Below are 20,619 nucleotides of genomic sequence, written 5' to 3'. Positions count from 1 at the left end.
AAGACTTTTAGTCCTTTCCTCCTTTATTTTTATAGGTCTTTATATATAGGTTCTGCACTTTTTAACTTTTCTATTTTTTCCTCTTTTCCGTCGTCCGCATTAATGAACATTTGATACGTGTCTTTCCCGATCGTCCCGAGCATTTCGTAGCAAAGCACTTCCTGACCGAGCTCATTCGTGATCAGCGCCTGCCGCGTCTCCCGCACTTCAACATTTTTATTCAGCTTCGCTTTCGCTTCATCAGCTGACAAAGCGGGAGCCGGAATCGTTCTCGTGCGGTGCGCCGCCAGGTAATCACGCGCGGAAAAACCGACGACTTCACCATCATCCAGCGCCACTTTCATTCGGATGGCTTCCGGATAAATGCGGACATTTTTCTCCACGGGGATAAAAGAAAAGACGCCGATGTTATTATATTGCGCGCTTTCATCAATTTCGAGGCCTTTTGTTTCATATCCATTTTTCTTTAAAAACGCGACGGCCCGGTTAGATGCTTCATTGAGGCTGATCTTTTGTTTCTTCACGGCCCGTTTTTGAATCAAATAAACCGGATGTCCGCCTTTTTGGGTAATATCCATATAGATAAAAGACTTGTTGTCGGCGTCTTTCATGCGGATGCTGTATACGTCCCGATTCGTCTTCCTGCCGCTTTTGACCACTTTAATTGAATAATTATGATCAGGCGCAAACCGTTGCGCGATTTTGACCGCTTCTTTTTCCGTAATTTGTTTTCCTTTCAGATGCGTAAAACCTTTTCGTTCTGTATTTGCGCTTGTAAACGTAGGGCTGGTACTGTCTTCAGAAAAAGCGCCTACATTTTTTTCGACTGTTTTAAAGCTGTCGACGATCGTATTATCGCTTTGTTTTTTGTCAGAGGCGAGCGCCATCTCAACATCCATCCACCGTAAATTTTTGCTCATGACGAGATGCTGAACGCTGCGGAGCTGGTTTTGAATGTTCTCCGCCTGTTTGTACAGGCTGTTCAGTGTTGTATATTCTTTCTTATCAAGCGGTTTTTGGTCTAAATCCCGGACGGATGTTTTATAGCTGAAATCTCCTATGTTGGATAAAAACTCCTCCGTCTTATTAAAAGGCATGAGAGTCAGGGGCAGCTGGCTCACATTGTTATGAGCTTCAGATGTTATTCTCCATACATCAATGAGCGCCGGAGACAGAGATTTTTTACTGTTCATCGCAAGCGTCGTCCCGATTTTGTCGTGAAGCTGATCTACATGGTACGTCAATTCATGAAAAGCCCTCTGATAATTATTTTCCGCGTGCAGAAGGACCGCATCTTTTTCCTGATGCTCTTTATATCCCCAGTATCCGGTTGCGGCGATCGCGACACCGAGAACAGCGATAATGATTCCTCTAATCATGTTAACACCTCATTTTGCGTACTTTTACTCACAGAAAATGTGTTTTCCGATTCTTTTTATCTGCGGACGTCCCCAAATCCATTTGCTTGTCGCAGTATCAGGGTTGAAATAATAAATCGCGTTTTCAGAAGGATCCCAGCCGTTGATCGCATCAAGAACCGCTTCTTTTGCTCTTTCATTCGGCTGCATGTATATTTGGCCGTCGGCAACAGCGGTAAACGCGAGCGGTTCGAAAATGACGCCGGCCACCGTATTCGGAAATAACGGGCTTTTAATACGGTTTAAAATAACCGCGGCGATGGCAACCTGTCCTTCAAACGGCTCACCGCGTGCTTCCCCGTACACAGCCTGCGCCAAAAGATTGATGTCGTTGTTTGAGAAACCGCCAGGCATATTGGCCGCTGTCGTATTTTGCTTTTGATTTGACTGACCGCCTGTATTGTTTTGCGGCTTTTGAGCAGGCTTATTCGTTCCCGCCGGTTTCTGCTTTCCGGCTCTCGGTTTTGTTTGGTTTTCCAATGGGACGTTGCCATAATGAGTGAACGTATTCCCTTTTTGGATCTGCTCCATTACATATTCACGATAATATTTTGATTTAGAAATCAGCACCTGTTTGGTTTTCGCGCCGACGAGGCCGTCAACCGGCTTCATGCCGAATTTCTCCTGAAAATTCCTCACGGCCCAGTATGTGGTCCAGCCGTAAACACCATCGATTTTCCCGTTATAAAATCCGTTATATTGAAGACGGGCCTGCAATTCTATAACATCATCACCCGTCGCGCCTCTTTGAATCACTTGATTTGAAAACGCATGAACCGTTTCATGATGATCGAATAAAGCGGCGGCGAAAGAAAATAGAATGAGACATGCCATAAAGGCTCCTTTGCACTTCATCTCTTCAAGCCTCCTACTGCAAAATTTAAAGTGTACCCGTATTGTCTGTCACGAGGTTATTTTTATGCACGTTTCCTTCTTATCCCCTGTCAAGGCATAAAAAAGAAACCGCACGCAACGCGCGGTTTCTTCACACTTGGATCATATTGACGGAGCGTGCTTTTTTTGCCTTTCGCAGCCCGAACCACCATAAAAACAGCATAAACGGCAGCATATAATATACCCAATGATTGAGGGCGGTAAGAATAAAATCGTAAGAACCGTGCAGACATGAAGGCACAGCCAGCGAAATCACAAGCCATTTGACACGGGCTTTTTTCTGCGAAAAGCGGGCTTTTCCGAGATAAAATCCCATAATCACTCCGATCAGCGCGTGGCAGGAGACCGGCAGAAGCGCCCTTATGAAAGCATGCTCAACGCCGTGACCGAATAGATACAGAATATTTTCAAGCGTGGCAAATCCTAAAGACACACTGGCCCCGTAAACGATTCCATCATAATGCTCATCAAAATGAGCATGCGGATACACACTGATCATCAGAACGAACCATTTCACCGATTCTTCCAAAAATCCCGAAGACAAAAACGAAACGAAAAAGCTTCCTCCCCCCACATGCTCTTTTTCAAGAACATATTGGATAAACATGGTCGGAAACACAAGGACAACCCCGAGAAAAAAAGACCTCAGCACCATATGTACGGGTTCATTGTCATACTGATCTTTTAAATAAAAATAGCTTAACAGCGCAATGCCGGGAGCAATTCCTGCAGAGATGATTGCAAACATCAGGCAACCTCTTTCCTTTATATTCCTATATCTATCGTACCATGTTGTTCATATTTTTACATCTTTCAATTTTTTAAAAAAAGAGCATATGAATGATCATATGCTCTCTCTACCCAGCCGTTTTGATATTTCGTTTGCAATCAAGCCGCCGTGAAAACGGCCGTTCTCGATAAAAATTTCGTTGGCGTTATTTCCAGCCGCAATGACTCCGGCGATAAAAACACCGTCAACATTTGTTTCCATCGTTTCTTCCCGGAAAAACGGCCGGCCTGATTCCGCATCAATCCGCACACCGATTTTTTCGAGGAAACCGTGATCGGGATGGTATCCCGTCATGGCAAATACGAAATCGTTTTTCAGCCGGACCGTCTCATTTCGGCCGGAGCGGAAAATGATTTCATCTTCCGTCACTTCTTCAAGACAAGCGCCGAATTCCATCCGGATTGTGCCGTTTCTGACGAGGGCCTCAAACTCAGGCAGAATCCACGGCTTGATGCTCGGGGAGTACTCATGTCCTCTGTAGAGCACCGTGACGCGCGCCCCGGACTTCACGAGTTCCAAAGCCGCGTCCACACTTGAGTTTTTCCCGCCGATCACAGCAACATCTTTATCAAAATAAGGATGGCCTTCTTTAAAGTAATGAAATACCTTAGGAAGCCCTTCACCCGGTATGTTCATATAATTCGGATGATCATAATATCCTGTCGCAATGATACAAAACGGAGTGAGGTAGCGGTCTTTTGATGTTTCTACAAGAAAACGGCCGTCTTCCTGTTTCGTTACGCGCTCCACTGTTTCAAAGGCGTTTACGCGCAGCTCTTTTCTTCTGACAACCTCTCTGTAGTAAGAGAGAGCCTGTATTCGGACCGGTTTTCTGTTTTCCGTAATAAAGGCGACATCGCCGATCTCCAATTTTTCACTTGAACTGAAAAAAGTTTGATGGGTCGGATAGTTATAAATGCTGTTTACGACATTCCCTTTTTCGATCACAAGCGCGTTCACGCCAATTTGCTTCAGATGTATAGCCGCCGATAATCCGCAAGGACCTCCGCCTATTATAATTGCTTTTTCTTCTGTCATGTCCTTCAACTCCTGCGATTGGCATTTCCATCATAAGTTTCCACTCATATAAAAAATCTCCTATATTATCATAGGAGATTTTTTTTGTTTATGCAAACGATTGGTTTATATCCAGCCTCTGAAACGCGAAGCCTCAGCCATTTTCCGCACGCCGACCATGTAAGCCGCAAGCCTCATGTCAATCCGGCGGTTTTGGGACATTTCATAAATATTATTAAACGATTTTATCATCATATTTTCCAGTTTTTCCTCGACTTCTTCTTCACTCCAGTAGAAGCCCTGGTTGTTTTGAACCCATTCGAAATAAGAAACCGTTACACCGCCGGCGCTCGCCAGAACATCGGGAACCAGCAGCGTTCCTTTGTCTGTCAGGATTTTCGTTCCTTCCAGTGTCGTCGGTCCGTTTGCCGCTTCTACAACGATTTTCGCTTTGATGCGGTCAGCGTTTTCTTCTGTAATTTGGTTTTCGATCGCCGCCGGGACAAGTATATCACAGTCCAGCTCAAGCAGCTCCTGATTCGTAATGGTGTCATTGAAAAGTTTCGTCACCGTTCCAAAGCTGTCTCTGCGGTCAAGCAGATAATCAATATCAAGACCGTCCGGATCGTAAAGGCCTCCGTACGCGTCAGAAATTCCGACAACTTTCGCGCCGGCGTCATGCATAAACTTGGCCAGATAGCTGCCCGCATTTCCGAAACCTTGTACGACGACGCGCGCGTTCTGAATATCGAGACCTTTTTTCTTGGCCGCTTCTTTTATGCAGATGGTGACGCCTTTTGCCGTCGCTGATTCCCTGCCGTGGGACCCGCCGAGTACAAGCGGTTTTCCCGTAATAAAGCCGGGTGAGTTAAATTCATCAATTCTTGAATATTCATCCATCATCCAAGCCATAATCTGTGAGTTTGTAAATACGTCAGGTGCCGGGACGTCTTTAGTCGGTCCGACAATCTGACTGATTGCTCTGACATATCCCCTGCTCAGCCTTTCAAGCTCTCTGAATGACATATTTCTCGGATCACAAACAATTCCGCCTTTACCACCGCCATAAGGAAGATCAATAATTCCGCATTTTAAACTCATCCAGATGGAAAGTGCTTTCACCTCTTTTTCAGTTACATTCGGGTGAAAACGAATACCGCCTTTTGTCGGACCTACGGAATCATTGTGCTGCGCACGATAGCCTGTAAATATTTTCACAGACCCGTCATCCATCCGAACAGGAATTTTAACCGTTAATAATCTGAGCGGCTCTTTCAGCAGTTCATACACTTCTTCTGGATACCCCAATTTTTCCAGAGCTTTATGTATTACGGTTTGGGTTGATTTTAATACATCATGTTTGTCTTCTTCATTATGACCGGTGAATCGATCGGCTGCCATTTGAGTTAACCTCCTAAAATCTTCTGTTTCTCTCATGCTCCCTTTCAGTGACTAGTATACACCTTCAATATCTCCGTGCATAGAAGAAAGACAATGATTTTTCCATTATTTCGCTTAAAAAAAGACGGCCGCTGAAAACAGCTGCCGTTTCAAATCTTTTTTATGAAAAATGTTTCTGGATGGTCTCCACAGCATTGCCGTCCATGATGAGTTTTCCGTACTCATGGAGCCTGTAAATCGTAATCGTCGCCGGGTGTCCGTATTCAGCCAGCACCGCGATGACGCCTTCGGCGGAACGGGAGCCGAGGTCTTCAAGGCTTACATAGTATTGGTTCTCATAGTGGTAGACGGTGCCGCCGGTAATCCCGATTCGGTGAAGGCTTCCGGCAAGCTGAATGATATCTTCAAACGAATGAAACTGATAAATAATATCCGGGCTTTCGTCAAGTTTGACCTGCATCTCGATATAATCATCGTCATATTCGTCATCTTCTGCGTCCGCGTCATGATTTTTCGTTACAATCACAACCATGCCTTGTGCCTGAAGAGAATATACTTCCACCGCGATCGGACCATTCGCTTCAAAGCCGAGCTCTGTATTTGCTTCATTCATCATATCTTTAAATAACTGGTGGACTTTAAACGAGTCCTTCCAGAGGTCTTCTTTTGTCAGTCCCCGATCAGTCAGATCGTCGAGGGTTAAAAAGATTTTAATCTTATTATAGTTCAGACGCTCAAGCCGCATAATGTTCCCTCCTGCCTCTTCTTGCACACAAATCATATAACACAGTATATGAATAAATGAGTCATAGGTTCTTAATTTGTTATCAGTTTACACCGTGTACAGCGGGAAGACAAGCAGAATGCCGTTTTTTATCACCGCGGCCGGGTTTGTTTCAGGAAGACGGCTCATCCGGTCCGCACAGCGTAATCATATGCGTCTCCGGTTTCGCCCCGAGCCTCAGCGGAACTTTTGTCGTCCCGTAGCCGTTGCTGATCAGGTAATGCGCTTTTTTTACCGTTCCCGTCCCGCCCAATTCGTACGGCCCGAACCGGCCGAAACGGATTTGGCCGCCATGCGTATGGCCGCTGAACACAGCGTCAATCCCGTCTGACTCCCTCATCTGCTCATGGATGTCGGGGTTATGGCAAAGCAGGAGGTTTACTTTGTCAGCATCCGTATATCTGATTGCAGAATCGTAATCATCCATCATCATCCTGATATCATCCACGCCGCAGATCGTAACGGTTTCCCCTTTATAAGCAAACTGAACCGATTCATTTCTCAGCGGGATCACTTTATATGCCCGTAAAAGAGAGAGCAGTTTTTGCTGGCTGACCTCGTAATCGTTATTCCCCCACACATACATGACAGGCGCGAGAGCCGTCAGACGTTTGATGTTTTCTTCAATTCTGGCGTAAGGAACTCCGCCCTCCGCCAAATCACCGCCGAGCAAAACGGCATCCGGCTTATAACCTGCCGCTTCGCGGAGAAGCTTTTCATCAATTAAACGGCGGTGCACGTCAGATATAAAGAAGATGGTGAGCGGCTTCATCCCCTTCATTTTATCAAGCGTAAATGTATGTGTTTTCAGATGGCTGCCGTTTGCCGTTTTGTACATAACGGCCGCCATAACCGCAGCCGCTCCCGCCAATGAACCGAGAATTCCCGCTGTAAGCTTCATAAACGCACTCTCCATTCTGTCATTGTCTTACATTAGACGGACAAACAAAAAAAGACGTTTCTATCCTTTCCGGAAAACGCCTCATTTTATTTGCTTTCAAAATAAAGATTGATATCATACCGATGTTTCATCAAGTGAAAAACAGATTCTCTCGCCCTCCATTTTTCAGGCTGGGGCCATAAATCCGTGCTTTTTTGGATAATTTCACATCTCAGTTTATGAAATTCACCCTCAGCTTTTTCTTCCTTTTTTTTAAAATAATAAGAAGTGCAATACGCAAAAGCGGAAGCCATAATCCAGCACAAGTAAACCGTATGGCCTAATATTTCCTGCAGAATCAGCTGCGGAGAGGCTTGGGGGGCATTAAAGCTTTTAAACATCAGCAGTATGCACATCAGGGAAAAACAAACGAGGGACGCCCACTGCCATCTTCGGCATTGTGCGGCATAATTTTCGTATTTTAATTTCCGTTTCACCAGCGCCTGAAGCATTTGTTTCGTCGGTCCGTCAGCAAATCGGTCTAATTGCTTCCATAAAGAATCCATGCGCTTCACACCTTGTCCGTTTTCATTGGTACACTATATGAAAAACGCGGTGAAAACATGCATTTATTTTAATCAGACAGCGGAATGTTCAGAACCTGGCCGGTGTACACGTCGTTTCCGTTTAATCCGTTGTAGCTGCGGATTTTTTCTTCGCCCGCCCGGCTTTTATAATATTTCATTGAAATGCGGTAAAGTGTTTCTTTCGGCTGTACAGTATGCTGTACGGTCCGCACATTTTTCGGGACAGTCCCGGCTTGATCACTCGCGGCAGCCGGAGCCGCTTTTTCACGGACAGCCGGCGGAGACTGCTGTTTTGTCTCCGCGTATTCGGTGTCTGTCGGCTTTACTTGTTTTTCTGAGGGCGTTTCCGTTTTTTCAGGTGTTTTTTCACTTGGTTTTTCTTTCGTTTTTTCAGGTGCAGCCGCTTCTTTCTTATCTTTGTCGTCAGACTTTTTTTTCGGTTGTTCTAAAAGAGCGGTTTCTGACGTTTCTTTCTGAGCGCCTTTCGGAATAACGGCAGGCGCGCTTTCACTGTGGTCTATGAAGACATCTTCATAGTCCTTCGGGTCAAATCTGCTGCTGTTCGTCATATAAAGAAGACCGAAAAAGACACCGATTGTTACGATAATGAACAGGACGGTCAGAAAAGTGAACAGCGGCGTTTTTGTTTTGGTTTTTTCCTTCACCTGCTCTTCCTTTTTTTTACGCTCCTCTTTTACAGATTGTCTTGTCGGGAGGCTGTCTTCAAGATATTCAATTTGTTCATCCGCGGCCGCGGCAACCTGCTGCTCGGCACGCAGCTGAGCTTTTCTTCTTTCAACTCTTGACATTTCCGTCATGCAAACCCCTCCTAACATATTGAAAACGGATCTGACAGGCAAATACCGCATCAATAATAAAATGCGCTGTAACCGGAACGAATAAATTGCCGGTCCATTCATAGATAAGCCCCAGCAAAAGACTGATGCCCGCAACCATCATAAACAGAAGCCACTTCGCCAAGTATCTGAAATGAAGCACGGTAAAAATGAAGCTGGCGGCCCATAAGCCGATATGTGTCTGCAGAACGCCTCTGAACAAAATCTCTTCGCTGAACGAAATGAGAAGCGTCAAAAACAAAATGTGCAAAACCGGCCTGTTCTTAAAAAGCAATACATTAATGCCGCCGTCATCATATAAATGCGAAGGACACCATTTCATCACCGCAAGATCGGCAATAATGACAAGGACAGCAAGAGTTACACCGTACCATATGATATTATCGTCACGTATATGCCACAGCTTTAAAAAATCGTGAATGTCGGTAAAAAAGAAAAAGCCGATAACAGCTGAAACCGCCAATATGAGCAATTGGGTGGCATACAGCTGCATCACAATCTCCCGGTCTGAGAGCTGCCGGATCAATTCGCTTTGCCGTCTCAGCTGAACTCACCCGCAGACTCTGAACCGAAAATCCGGCCTAATTCCAGCTTCCAATCTTCAAACCGTTCCATGTTTTTACGTTCTCCTTTTTGCTCGTACGGAGCCAGATCAAGTCCGCAGCTGCTGCAGCATTGTCCGGTTTGACCTTCAGGCTCATACGATTCATCAAAATAAGACAGCAGCGCTTCTCTTATACATTCTTTCCGCTCTAATAACGCCGAAAAACGATTCATTTTACGCAGCTTCTTTTCCACGCGGTATGTCAGTTCTTCCTGCAGCTGCTCTTTTGTTGTTTTTCCTTGCAGATACAGATGGACGGCCGTTCTCGCCTGTGTTTCCTGGACGCCCTTGTTGATCAGAACGTCCCGAAGCTTTCGCTCATCACCCGTACCGGCATCCCGTATGACGGCCAGAATGCCTTCCAGGTCATAATCAGACAGGCTTTCTGTCTGAATAATCTGCTGCTGAAGCTCGGTATCGCCGGGCGTCCTCAGCAAAATACTGACACTCGGGCTGCCGTCGCGTCCCGCTCTGCCGATTTCCTGCATAAAGGCCTCAGCCGTTTGGGGAGGATAAAAGTGAATGACAAAGCGGATATCTGACTTATCCACACCCATGCCGAACGCATTGGTACAGCAGATGCAATCAAGCTGGTTATGGATAAATTGCTGCTGGATCAAGATTCTGTCCCCTGTATCCATTCCGCCGTGATAATAATCCGTCCGCTTTCCCGTTTTTTCATTCAGCTCAGCCGCAAGCTCTTCCGCCCATTTCCTGGTCGGACAATATATGATACCCGGGCCTTCAAGCTTTTCGGCAAGCTCCGTGAGCCTGCTTATTTTCTCGGCATTATCCGCCAAATGTTCTGCCGCCAGGAGAATATTCGGCCGGTTGACTGAATAAAGATGACGCACCGCATGCTCAAGTCCGAGCACATCCGTCACGTCTCTGAGTGTTTCTTTTGTCGCTGTTGCGGTCAGCGCCAATACAGGCGGCTTTCCGAGTGCCTGCCTGAAAGGCCCGAGCTTCGAGTAATCAGGCCTGAAATCATGTCCCCATTCTGATATGCAATGAGCCTCATCAATAACAAATAAACTGACCGGAACGTTTTTCAAACGGTTCAGTACATAAGGTGAAGAAAGGGCTTCAGGAGACATATAGAGAAATTTATACCTGCTGATGTTGCTGAGAATAAAATGCCGCTCTGCGGAATTCAGCATGCTGTTTAATGCAGCAACCCGCTTTTCTCCTTTCGCTTTCAGCTGCTGCACCTGATCTTCCATTAATGATAGAAGCGGCGAAATAATCAGCACCAGCCCGTCCATCATGTAACCCGGGAGCTGATAGCATAATGATTTTCCCCCGCCGGTCGGAAGCATGGCGATCGTATCCTTTTTTTGGAGCACGCTAGTCATAATCTCTTCCTGCCCTTTTTTAAAGGAATGCAAACCAAAATACTTGGATAAAGCTTTATGCAGCTCAGTCATGCTGATTCACCGTCTTTGCCAGCGCCAGCCTGATCTGAAAATAGCTGAAGCGCATCTGCATTCCTTCGCGAATCCGTTTAATTTTATTCGTTTGATGCTGTTTTGCAAATGCCGTTATCATACGCTGTTCCTCTTCAGAAAGATACTGTTCTATAAAAAATGCAGGCTGATGCAATGATATTTCTACGATATGATCTTCGATTGTGGCGGTTTTTAAATTTCTGACCGCGGCGATCCGTTCAATCGGAAACCCTTTTTCCAACAGCTCAAAGGTTTTTCTGGCAGACTGTGTCAGCGCGCTTTCCGCCTGCAGATCGGACAACAGCTCGCGCAGAGCGGGATATGCACATTGCGGAAGCGATTGAATAACATAATGTACCGCTCCCCAAAACTGGACGGACACATACCATTCATCTTCGTTCAGCTGGAGAGCAAGCTGCTTATTCGTTTTGCCGATTCTGTTGAATGAAGTTAAAGAATAGACAAAAATAAGCGCCTGCCGTTCACTTACGCCTTGCAGAAGCTGAAACAGCGCGTCATGCATTTGGACGGATAGCTCTTTAGCATCTCTGTTTTTCCGCATGAACCGTTTGACCCATCTCAGCGTCTGTACATCGTTGGTAACCGGGATATATTGACTGCATTGATGCTCTTTGTTTGACAGGACTTGAATGAGCAGGGAAAGCCGCCTCCACAGGGTGACGGCAGGCGTTTGATAATTCGCGCCGTGGCAGTGCTTCGGCCAAGGCCGCTCGGCAAACGCCCGTTCAAGCCTTTGAACGCCGCGCGCAGTCACTTTCCACGTTCCCTCTTCTTTTCCGGCTGTGATGTATGAGTTCTCGGTGAGTTTATGCAAAGAAGCCGCAATATCACCGCGTTCACACTGTGAAGCCATGCCGAAATATTTAGCGATCTGAAATAAGCCGGCATCCTGAATGGTTTGAGACGACTTTTTTCCTTTTAATAAATGAAACACAGCACTCGGAGTCCGTTCGCCGTCTATTTTGTCCAGACAGTCGAGAACCACGGTATCAAAGTAGTTTATCGCCAATCTAAACACACCTACATTTCTTCTGTGACAAGTTTCGTTTTTTGGTTCTTTTTATTTTAACAGATTTTCATATAAATTTGACGTTTAAAGTCATCTTTTAGGGGGAAGTGCTAAAGAGAATCCCTTATGTGATAAGCATTCTCAATCATTTTTCTGTTGAAATTTGACACTAACATCATTACAATAAGTAAGAGGAATAGGTGTTATATTTAAAAATATATAAGGTAAACCATTTGTTCCAACACGAACAATCTGGGAGGTTTTATTCATGGCAAAGTACACAATTGTAGATAAAGATACGTGTATTGCATGCGGCGCCTGCGGAGCTGCGGCACCAGACATTTATGATTATGATGATGAAGGCATTGCGTTCGTTACGCTTGACGAAAATAAAGGCGTCGTCGAAGTTCCGGAAGTTCTGGAAGAAGATATGATTGACGCATTTGAAGGATGCCCTACTGATTCAATCAAAGTTGCGGATGAACCGTTCGAAGGCGACCCGCTGAAATACGAATAAAAAAGCCCTCCCCGTGAGAGGAGCTTTTTCGTCCTGAATAAGACTCCGGCTGTTATCGGCCGGAGTCTTATTTTTTGCCGATCAGCACAAACAAAAAAGCGTCCGGCTGTTTTCACAGAGCGGACGCTTTCAATCCTTATTGTGTTTGGATGCTGCGTTTTTGTTCAATCCAAGGTTTCAGCTTCGTAAAGATGAACGTAAAGACGATGGTGATGATAATGCCTTTTACAATGTTAAACGGCAGAATTCCTGCCACAACCGCCGTTTTCAACTGGCTGTTTGACAGTGCCGGTGAATGTAAAAACCAAGTATACGCGGGCAGGATAAGAATATAGTTCAAAATACTCATCAGCACGGTCATCGCCGCGGTTCCGGCCAGCAGGCTCACCGCAAGACCTTTTGCAGAATTGAGCTTTTTAAACATAAACGCCGTCGGCAGAATAAACAGCGTTCCCGCGATAAAATTGGCTGCCTGCCCGACAGGCACGCCGGCCATGCTTCCTTGAATGATATACTGCAGAATATTTTTAATCGCTTCAACCGCAATTCCCGCCGCAGGCCCGTAAACCAAAATGGCGATAATTGCAGGAACGTCACTGAAATCAATTTTCAAATAATCCGGCAGACCCGGAAACGGGAAATTTAACAGCATAAGCACAAAAGCAATACTGCTAAGCATACTGATGACAACTAATTTTTTTACTTTCACAATGCTCTCTCCTTTTCGATCAAATCTCTCGAAAAGAGGAAAGGTTCTTTTGCGCCCCAATAAAAAAACCGCTTTTGTTAAAAAGCGGGAGCTTACTAAGGCTTGGCAAAGAAACGTTTGATATAAGCATCAAAACGTCTGCTGAACCTCCATCTTCTCCCATCCAGACTGTACTGTCGGCTCCGGAATCTCACCGGATCCTGCCGCCGAAGCAGCTCGCGGGCTTAGAGCATGATGCTCATCACCGCCGGTAGGGAATTTCACCCTGCCCCGAAGATTGATCTTATGAATTTATTCACATTATATATGATCAAATTGCAATTGTATAGAGAACTGCTCAAATTTAAATAAAATATTGGAAGCCCAATTTAAGCTGATTCAGCGGTTTCCTTTTCTCCTTTACTGCGTCAATACACATTGACACTCTATTGAGAATATGATAAATTATCAGATATTTAGTCAGCTAAACTAGGAGGAAATCTAACAATGTTTCGAGTTTTGGTCTCAGATAAGATGAGCAATGACGGCTTAAAGCCGCTGATGGAATCAGACTTTATAGAAATTGTTCAAAAAAACGTCGCGGATGCAGAAGATGAATTACATACCTTTGATGCCCTGTTAGTCCGCAGTGCCACGAAAGTAACCGAAGAATTGTTTAAAAAAATGACCTCTTTAAAAATCGTCGGCAGAGCCGGTGTCGGCGTAGACAACATCGACATTGATGAGGCCACAAAACATGGGGTTATCGTGATAAACGCGCCGAATGGAAACACCATTTCAACGGCAGAGCATACATTCGCGATGATTTCTTCATTAATGAGACACATTCCGCAAGCCAATATCTCAGTAAAATCTAGAGAATGGAACCGGACGGCTTTTGTCGGGGCGGAGCTCTACGGAAAGACTTTAGGCATTGTCGGTCTGGGCCGGATCGGAAGCGAGATTGCCCAGCGCGCCAGAGCGTTCGGTATGACGGTTCATGTATTCGATCCTTTCTTAACCGAAGAGAGAGCCGGCAAAATCGGCGTAAACAGCCGGACATTCGAAGAAGTGCTTGAAAGCGCGGATATCATTACCGTCCACACGCCTTTAACAAAGGAAACAAAAGGACTGCTTAACAGAGAAACCATTGCCAAAACGAAAAAAGGCGTCCGTCTTATCAACTGCGCAAGAGGCGGTATTATTGATGAAGCGGCGCTTTTGGAAGCGCTGGAAAGCGGCCATGTCGCAGGCGCTGCCCTTGACGTGTTTGAAGTGGAACCGCCAGTTGAATCAAAGCTTCCCGACCATCCGCTGGTGATCGCCACACCTCACTTAGGCGCTTCAACGAAAGAAGCACAGCTGAATGTCGCGGCACAGGTTTCTGAAGAAGTGCTGCAGTTTGCAAAAGGTCTGCCTGTCATGTCAGCGATCAACCTGCCTGCGATGACGAAAGATGAATTCAAAAAAATCCAGCCTTATCACCAAATTGCTGATAAAATCGGAAGTCTCGTATCACAATGTATGAAGGAACCCGTCAAAGATGTTGCGATTCAATATGAAGGCACCATCGCCAAACTTGAAACATCATTTATTACAAAAAGCCTGCTGTCCGGTTTCTTAAAACCGCGTGTAGACTCAACGGTCAATGAAGTGAACGCCGGCGGTGTAGCAAAAGAACGCGGAATCAGCTTCAGCGAGAAGATTTCCTCCAATGAATCAGGATATGATAACTGCATCAGCGTAAAAGTAACCGGAGACCGGAGCACATTTACGTTAACGGCTACGTATATCCCTCACTTCGGTGAACGAATCGTTGAACTGAACGGCTTTAATATTGACTTAAATCCTGCCGGCCACCTCGTTTATATCCAGCACCAGGATACGACTGGTGTAATCGGACGCGTAGGACGCATCCTCGGCGATAACGATATCAATATCGCTACCATGCAGGTAGGCCGTAAAGAAAAAGGCGGAGAAGCCATTATGATGCTTTCTTTTGATAAACATTTAGATGATAAAGTCGTCAATGAGCTGACTTCAATTCAGGATATTGTTTCCGTTAAACTGATTGACCTTCCGTAACCAACAAAAAACCCAAAACATTCATATGTTTTGGGTTTTTTACGTTTAATGGCTTGGAAGCGGATTAGGCGCGGCAGGCACAGCGATAGGTTTTGTCACATCATAATTACCGATTTTCTTTGTATGCGCATGTGTGAACAGCACCTCAGAATAACCGAATTCCTTCGCAGTTAACAGAAGCCCTTCGATCATTAAAATCCCTTCCAGCGAATCTTCAACCGTATGTTTTTCGGACAATTGAATCCGCAGCTGCTCACCGTCTTCCCTTTCCGATACCGATGCAATCGCATCTGCTTCTATAATGCTCGCGGTCTGTGAGCCTCCGTCTGTTGTCTTCATCCCGTCAATAGCCTGATATACTGAATAATAGGTTTGTTCAGACGGGATGAGATACTCTTGTCCCAGACTGTCGCTGTAAGAAAAATACGCCCGGTTTGTCTGTTTATGTACGGACATCTCAGCGGAAATGCCGTAAGATTTATAAAAATCCTGTCCGGCTCCGTTTTGAACCTTTTTCAATTTAATCCGCTCGTAAGGACTCCATGTCAAAGTCTCTTTCAGCATCTTTTTCAATAAGTCAGCATCGGCAACTGATTCGATAGAGAACCGTCCGTTTACCTGCACAAGCAAGTCCTTCTTATCCGCCGTTACCTGCACACCGTCCAAAAGGTTCGGCACAGACAGGAAGGATTCGGGCACTTCTAGGTTTTCCGCTTCGGATAAAGCCTCTGAAACCGATTCATCCGGCTTCTTTTTTTCAAAACTGACCGGAATGACGGCAGATGTTTCTGAATCGGCAAATGCCAAAGTAATGTAATTGTTTTTGTTTTGGTTTGAGACGACGAACGTCTTCTGATCCGGCGGCTTGACAGAAGCTGACTGACTGGCTTTTTCAGTCTGGCGGCTGTCAGCGGTAAGATCACCGGAAGATTTGTTTGTCATCAGGTGAGGAGATATAATCAGAGCGATGCACAATGCGCAGACGCCGGCTGCGGCGGGGCCGATCCAGCTTCGGGCCGGTTTTTTCCTGTACGGTTTACCTGTTTCAATATTCCGGTAAATGGCCTCGGGTGAACGATGATCTCTAACCGCCGGAAGTTGTCTTAACAACTCCTCTACTCTTTCTTCGTTCCAATATGACTTCATCATCCATTAGCTCCTCCCTCAAAAGCTCCATCTGTTTCCGAAGTATTTTGAGCCCTCTGTGTTGGGTCGTTTTGACTTTGCTTTCCGAGAAGCGGAGAGCGGCGGCTGTTTCCTGAATGGAATATCCCTGAATAAATCTCAAGATAATAACAGCTCTTTGATCAATGGTGCAATGATCAAGCGCGGTATAAATTTCCCGGACGTTTTCATGCTGTACGGCGAGTTCGTCCGGAAGCAAATGCTGATCTCTGACATCTTGTGTATCCCAATCAAACGTACCCATAATACGCTGTCTGATCGTCTGCTGCTTGCGGAACCAGTCAATCGCCACATGGCGTGCGATGGATAACAGCCATGTTTTTTCACTGCTTCTTCCTTCAAATGTATGATAGGAATTCAAGACGCGGATATACACTTCCTGCGTCAAATCTTCAGCCTGCGACTTATCTTTTACCATATAAAATAAAAATTGATATAAATCTTGATGGTATGCATCATATAATATCTGAAAGGTTTCTTCCATGGGAAACCCCTCCGTTCACTTTTTTGTCGTAAAAATGCGTTGAAAAGTTACATTACAACTATATTACGAGAAACTGGAATTTGGAAGGGAATTTATATTAACATATTCTTAAATTTTTAAAGGAGAAACAAATAAAAAACACCCGCAGAACATGCGGGTGTTTCGTATGGAACAAGATTGTTCGTCAATTTCAGACGTCATCCTGCACTTTTGTCGGAATATAAAATGTAAACGTCGTCCCTTTGTCGATGCTGCTGTGAACCGCAATTGAGCCGCCGTGGGCTTCCACGATATTTTTTACGATGGCGAGTCCGAGTCCGGTCCCCGCCCTGCCTCTTGTTCTTGCTTTGTCCGCTTTATAAAAACGTTCAAAAATAAAAGGCAGGTCTTCTTCCGGTATTCCAGAGCCGGAATCTTTGATATCGATTTTCAGTCCGTCTTTTACGGTCTGAGCCGCGATATGAACGCTTCCGCCTGACTCCGTGTGGCGCAGCGCATTATCTATAAGGTTGGTAAACACCTGTTCCATTTTATCTTCGTCAAAGACACACTCCGGCTGAGACACCGAGATGTCTTCTGTGAGCGAAACGCCTTTTTCCTTCGCTACCCCGGAAAATTTGCGGGAGATCTTCTCCAGAAATTCATGCAGGTTTACCGTTTCATAGTGCAGGCCCGTATGTCCGGATTCCATTCTGGCCAAATCCAGCAAATCATTGACGAGCCGGCCCATGCGAAGAGATTCATCATAAATGATCTGCGCGATTTCTTTTTTCTCCTCTTCGGTGCTTGCAATGTCGTCCACTATTGCTTCACTGTATCCCTGTAGCATAGAAATCGGAGTTCTGAGCTCATGACTGACATTGGCAATGAAGTCTTCACGCAATTTATCGAGCCTGCGCTCTTCGGTCATATCACGGAGCACGGCCACGGCACCGCGGACGTGTGATTCCGCATAAAGAGGCGACATCAATAAAACCCATGACCTTCCTTGAAGCGTCATTTCAATCATTTGCTCTTTTTCTGTGTTCACTGCATTTTGAAATAGCTCTTTTGCTTCAGGGGGAAGGTTGTCTCCTTCTTTAATGTTCATGTTCTGCTCATAATACCATGCCTGCAGAAAACGTTCGGCCGGCGGGTTGGTCACCAAAATGGTGCCGTCAATATTTATGGTGATGACTCCGTCTGCCATACTGCTTAAAATATTGGACAGCTGTTCTTTTTCCTGATTCAGCGCGTTAATATGAAAATTGAGCTGCCGTCCCATCTGATTAAAGGCAATGGCCAGTTCCCCGATTTCATCTTGGGTCAGAATCGGAATTTTTGTATCAAACTTTCCTTTCGCCAAGTCTTGGGCGCCTTCCCGCATTTTCCGAAGGGGATATGTCACCCTGCTGGATAAAAAGAACGCGAAAAACGTTGTCAAGACGATGGCAATGCCCGCCGCAAGAAAAATATAGCGTGTCGTATGTTTCGTCGTATCTTTGACGGCAAGCAGCGATTGGGATAAAAAGACCATGCCTTTTTTGCCGTCTTTTTCATACGGCACTCCGACGATCAGCCGTTCGTTATCCGAACCGGCATTGTTGGGGACCGCACGTTTGCTTACTTTTTTGCGGTCTGTCAGCGCCTTGTGCAGATCCCGGTCATGTTTGATCTGCTCTAATGTAATAGAGGATAAATGATTATCGTCATTGGGCGAATACCAGACATGCTTATCATCCTGAATGATCGCGATGCTCGTTAAATTGTCCGCCAGTTCCCACGTGATGGATCTGGCAAGCGGCTGGTCTTCATGATTTTCTATTATGACCGCAATTTTATCGGCAAGCTGCGTTAAATCTTTTTCCGCTTCTTCAACGTGGTAATTTTCTATAAATTCCAGAAGCAGCACCGTTAAAATAAATAGAACAATTAACACGAGTGAAAGAATGGTAAACCAAAGCTTTCCTACTACGCTTTTCCAAAACTTCATTCAGCGCCTACCTCAAATTTGTATCCGACTCCCCATACGGTGACGATTTTTTTCGCCGCTCCCGGGGATACTTTATTTAATTTTTCACGGAGCCGTTTGACATGGGTGTCCACCGTTCTGAGGTCTCCGAAAAATTCATACTGCCACACTTCTTTTAAAAGCTTTTCCCTGTCGTACACTTTGTCCGGTGTTTTCGCCAGGAAGTACAGCAGTTCATATTCCTTCGGCGTCAGGCTCACCTCCGTGCCGTCCGCAGTCACCCTGTGAGCATCGTGATCAATGGATAGATGCGAAAAGACGAGCACATTTTTTGTCGGGGTATTGGCTGTCAGATAAGATGTTTGGGAAGCCCTTCTTAAAAGCGCCTTTACCCGAAGCACCACTTCTCTCGGGCTGAAAGGCTTGACGATATAATCGTCCGTACCCGCTTCAAACCCCTGGACGCGGTTGGCTTCTTCCCCTTTTGCCGTCAGCATGATAATCGGCGTCGCTTTTTTTTCTCTGAGCTGCCGGCATACTTCGATTCCGTCCGTTCCCGGCATCATTAAATCCAAGAGCACCAGATCATAATCTGATGCCAGCCCCATTTTAATGGCCTCGTCGCCGTTTTCCGCTTCTTCAATCACATAGCTTTCCCGTTCAAGGTACATTCTTAAAAGGCGTCGAATTCTGGCTTCATCATCTACTACTAATATTTTAGTTTCATTTGTTTGATCCATCGTTTTCCCCCTGCTTTCCTTCTGTTACTTTCATTTTAACAAACTGTGCGGCAGCTTGAGAACTGTATCGGCTTTTTGCATCTATGCGTACGAATGAAGTCCGGCAAGCACGAGATTCACAAAAATTAAGTTAAACATAATAATGGCGAAGCCGATGACGGCAAGCCACGCGGACTTTTCGCCATGCCAGCCTCTTGACAGCCGCAAGTGCAAATACGCTGCGTAAAATAAAAAGGTGATCAGCGCCCATACTTCCTTCGGGTCCCAGCCCCAAAAACGCGTCCATGCAAGCTGCGCCCAAATCATCGCAAACACAAGCGCGCCGAGTGTGAATACCGGAAAACCGATGGAAACAGCGCGGTAGCCGACTTCATCGACCAAGTCCAGATTCACATTTTTGACGAGCGGGCTGATAAGAGCGCTGATTCTCTTTCTGAATATCAGCCTGAGCGCACCGTATAAAACGAGACCTGCGCCAAACGACCAGATCACCGTATTGACCTTTCTGCCTGAAAAAATGGCCGGAAGCTCAATAAGCGGCTTCATTGCGCCTTCCGTAAGCAGTTCTCCCTCATGCGGGCCGACAAGCGCAGGCATATCATATATCATGACGCTTTTGGCTTCTTTTTTATCCACCCAATTAAATTCAGCTTTGTAGTCCGCCAGCCGGAATGCCGACGTGACGGCGATAAATGCCACGGTCGTCACGAGTATAAACATGATGACTTCAAGCCAGAACGTTTTTTTGCCCGGTCTGGATTGGTCGACATGCTTTAACAGGAAAATGACGCCGGCTACAAAACTGATCGCAAGAATCGCCTGCCCGAGCGCCGCCGTCGTGACGTGAATGTACAGCCAATTGCTCTGCAGTGACGGAATAAGCGGCGTGATGTCTGTCGGAAACATGCTTGCATATGCGATAAGCAAAAGCGCGATAGACAATGTGAACATGCCTAATGAAGGCAGTCTGTAAATAAAGTAAATAATAATAAAAGCGAGAACAAGCATCATGCCGAATGACGTCGTAAATTCAAACATATTGCTGACAGGCGCATGTCCGCTTGCCGACCATCTCGCAATGAAGTAGCCGAGATGACAAAGAAATCCGAAAATGGTTAACGTGATTCCGATAGCCGACCAGCGGCCCTTACCGTCCTTAGCACCTTTTGTTCCCCGGATGGCGCCGCCGAAAACCGGGACGGCAATTAAATAAATCAAAAAGGCAGCATAAAGAAAATTTGCGCTCAGCTCCGCCATGA

Annotated in this window: 20 protein-coding genes and 1 riboswitch; of the genes, 2 read left to right on the top strand and 18 right to left on the bottom strand. The window is 45.7% G+C overall.

The annotated features are described in order from the left end of the window. Positions 1-29: 29 nt before the first annotated feature. The 12 genes from ypeB to OQ477_RS03630 all read right to left on the bottom strand — a co-directional run bounded on the left by ypeB (position 30) and on the right by OQ477_RS03630 (position 11,710). On the bottom strand, positions 30-1,379 hold the full coding sequence (gene ypeB, locus OQ477_RS03685) for a germination protein YpeB (protein ID WP_265971418.1): 1,350 nt from the start codon (positions 1,377-1,379) through the stop codon (positions 30-32). A 24-nt stretch (positions 1,380-1,403) separates the two neighbouring features. Next, positions 1,404-2,273 (bottom strand): spore cortex-lytic enzyme, encoded by an 870-nt coding sequence (gene sleB, locus OQ477_RS03680; protein ID WP_265971417.1) that lies wholly within the window; start codon positions 2,271-2,273, stop codon positions 1,404-1,406. A 130-nt stretch (positions 2,274-2,403) separates the two neighbouring features. Continuing rightward, the gene (prsW, locus tag OQ477_RS03675; protein ID WP_003153415.1) at positions 2,404-3,060 is read right to left on the bottom strand and encodes a glutamic-type intramembrane protease PrsW; all 657 of its coding nucleotides are present in this window, start codon (positions 3,058-3,060) and stop codon (positions 2,404-2,406) included. A gap of 96 nt (positions 3,061-3,156) precedes the next feature. Beyond that, complete coding sequence (locus tag OQ477_RS03670; RefSeq protein ID WP_014418270.1) at positions 3,157-4,140, bottom strand: YpdA family putative bacillithiol disulfide reductase; 984 nt, start codon at positions 4,138-4,140, stop codon at positions 3,157-3,159. Between the two features lie 105 nt (positions 4,141-4,245). After that, positions 4,246-5,520 carry an NAD-specific glutamate dehydrogenase gene (gene gudB / locus OQ477_RS03665; protein ID WP_003153413.1) on the bottom strand — a complete coding sequence of 425 codons (1,275 nt, stop codon included), beginning with the start codon at positions 5,518-5,520 and terminating at the stop codon, positions 4,246-4,248. Between the two features lie 160 nt (positions 5,521-5,680). Further along, positions 5,681-6,265: a genetic competence negative regulator gene (locus OQ477_RS03660; RefSeq protein ID WP_003153412.1), complete on the bottom strand. Its 585-nt coding sequence runs from the start codon at positions 6,263-6,265 to the stop codon at positions 5,681-5,683. 151 nt (positions 6,266-6,416) lie between these two features. After that, a complete protein-coding gene (locus OQ477_RS03655; RefSeq protein WP_032873245.1) occupies positions 6,417-7,205 on the bottom strand; it encodes a metallophosphoesterase in 789 nt (262 codons plus the stop codon). A gap of 86 nt (positions 7,206-7,291) precedes the next feature. Next, positions 7,292-7,750 carry a YpbF family protein gene (locus tag OQ477_RS03650; protein ID WP_007409443.1) on the bottom strand — a complete coding sequence of 153 codons (459 nt, stop codon included), beginning with the start codon at positions 7,748-7,750 and terminating at the stop codon, positions 7,292-7,294. Between the two features lie 68 nt (positions 7,751-7,818). Continuing rightward, the gene (locus OQ477_RS03645; RefSeq protein ID WP_265971413.1) at positions 7,819-8,589 is read right to left on the bottom strand and encodes a LysM peptidoglycan-binding domain-containing protein; all 771 of its coding nucleotides are present in this window, start codon (positions 8,587-8,589) and stop codon (positions 7,819-7,821) included. Next, on the bottom strand, positions 8,567-9,154 hold the full coding sequence (locus OQ477_RS03640; protein WP_079891835.1) for a CPBP family intramembrane glutamic endopeptidase: 588 nt from the start codon (positions 9,152-9,154) through the stop codon (positions 8,567-8,569). Before OQ477_RS03640 ends, OQ477_RS03645 begins: the two co-directional genes overlap by 23 nt. Before the next feature lie 14 nt (positions 9,155-9,168). Further along, positions 9,169-10,659: a RecQ family ATP-dependent DNA helicase gene (locus OQ477_RS03635; protein WP_265971411.1), complete on the bottom strand. Its 1,491-nt coding sequence runs from the start codon at positions 10,657-10,659 to the stop codon at positions 9,169-9,171. Continuing rightward, positions 10,652-11,710, bottom strand: a complete 1,059-nt coding sequence (locus tag OQ477_RS03630) for a helix-turn-helix domain-containing protein (RefSeq protein WP_165409621.1) — start codon at positions 11,708-11,710, stop codon at positions 10,652-10,654. The genes OQ477_RS03635 and OQ477_RS03630 overlap by 8 nt, the downstream gene beginning before the upstream one ends. A gap of 268 nt (positions 11,711-11,978) precedes the next feature. On the opposite strand from OQ477_RS03630, the gene OQ477_RS03625 reads away from it, so the two are divergent. After that, positions 11,979-12,227 (top strand): ferredoxin, encoded by a 249-nt coding sequence (locus OQ477_RS03625; RefSeq protein WP_003153403.1) that lies wholly within the window; start codon positions 11,979-11,981, stop codon positions 12,225-12,227. A 136-nt stretch (positions 12,228-12,363) separates the two neighbouring features. Here OQ477_RS03625 and OQ477_RS03620 read toward each other — a convergent pair whose 3' ends face one another. Next, positions 12,364-12,936: an ECF transporter S component gene (locus OQ477_RS03620; protein ID WP_003153402.1), complete on the bottom strand. Its 573-nt coding sequence runs from the start codon at positions 12,934-12,936 to the stop codon at positions 12,364-12,366. A 147-nt stretch (positions 12,937-13,083) separates the two neighbouring features. Beyond that, positions 13,084-13,218, bottom strand: a riboswitch (FMN riboswitch). A 204-nt stretch (positions 13,219-13,422) separates the two neighbouring features. Between OQ477_RS03620 and serA the strand changes: the two genes are divergently transcribed. Beyond that, positions 13,423-15,000, top strand: a complete 1,578-nt coding sequence (gene serA, locus OQ477_RS03615; RefSeq protein ID WP_007409437.1) for a phosphoglycerate dehydrogenase — start codon at positions 13,423-13,425, stop codon at positions 14,998-15,000. A 45-nt stretch (positions 15,001-15,045) separates the two neighbouring features. Here the strand turns inward: serA and OQ477_RS03610 are convergent, their stop codons facing one another. From OQ477_RS03610 to ccsB, 5 genes are all read right to left on the bottom strand, one after another. Then, positions 15,046-16,110: a hypothetical protein gene (locus tag OQ477_RS03610; protein ID WP_032873235.1), complete on the bottom strand. Its 1,065-nt coding sequence runs from the start codon at positions 16,108-16,110 to the stop codon at positions 15,046-15,048. Continuing rightward, a complete protein-coding gene (sigX, locus tag OQ477_RS03605) occupies positions 16,085-16,669 on the bottom strand; it encodes an RNA polymerase sigma factor SigX (protein WP_003153399.1) in 585 nt (194 codons plus the stop codon). The genes OQ477_RS03610 and sigX overlap by 26 nt, the downstream gene beginning before the upstream one ends. A 190-nt stretch (positions 16,670-16,859) precedes the next feature. Then, on the bottom strand, positions 16,860-18,641 hold the full coding sequence (locus OQ477_RS03600) for an ATP-binding protein (RefSeq protein WP_007409435.1): 1,782 nt from the start codon (positions 18,639-18,641) through the stop codon (positions 16,860-16,862). After that, positions 18,638-19,360, bottom strand: coding sequence for a DNA-binding response regulator ResD (resD, locus tag OQ477_RS03595; RefSeq protein WP_265971410.1), 723 nt, complete (start codon positions 19,358-19,360; stop codon positions 18,638-18,640). Before resD ends, OQ477_RS03600 begins: the two co-directional genes overlap by 4 nt. A gap of 81 nt (positions 19,361-19,441) precedes the next feature. Continuing rightward, positions 19,442-20,617: a c-type cytochrome biogenesis protein CcsB gene (ccsB, locus tag OQ477_RS03590; protein ID WP_007409434.1), complete on the bottom strand. Its 1,176-nt coding sequence runs from the start codon at positions 20,615-20,617 to the stop codon at positions 19,442-19,444. Positions 20,618-20,619: the final 2 nt, after the last annotated feature.

It is taken from the genome of Bacillus sp. ChL18 (assembly GCF_026241425.1).
GTDB lineage: Bacteria > Bacillota > Bacilli > Bacillales > Bacillaceae > Bacillus > Bacillus velezensis.
This window is presented reverse-complemented; position numbering and strand designations above follow the sequence as displayed.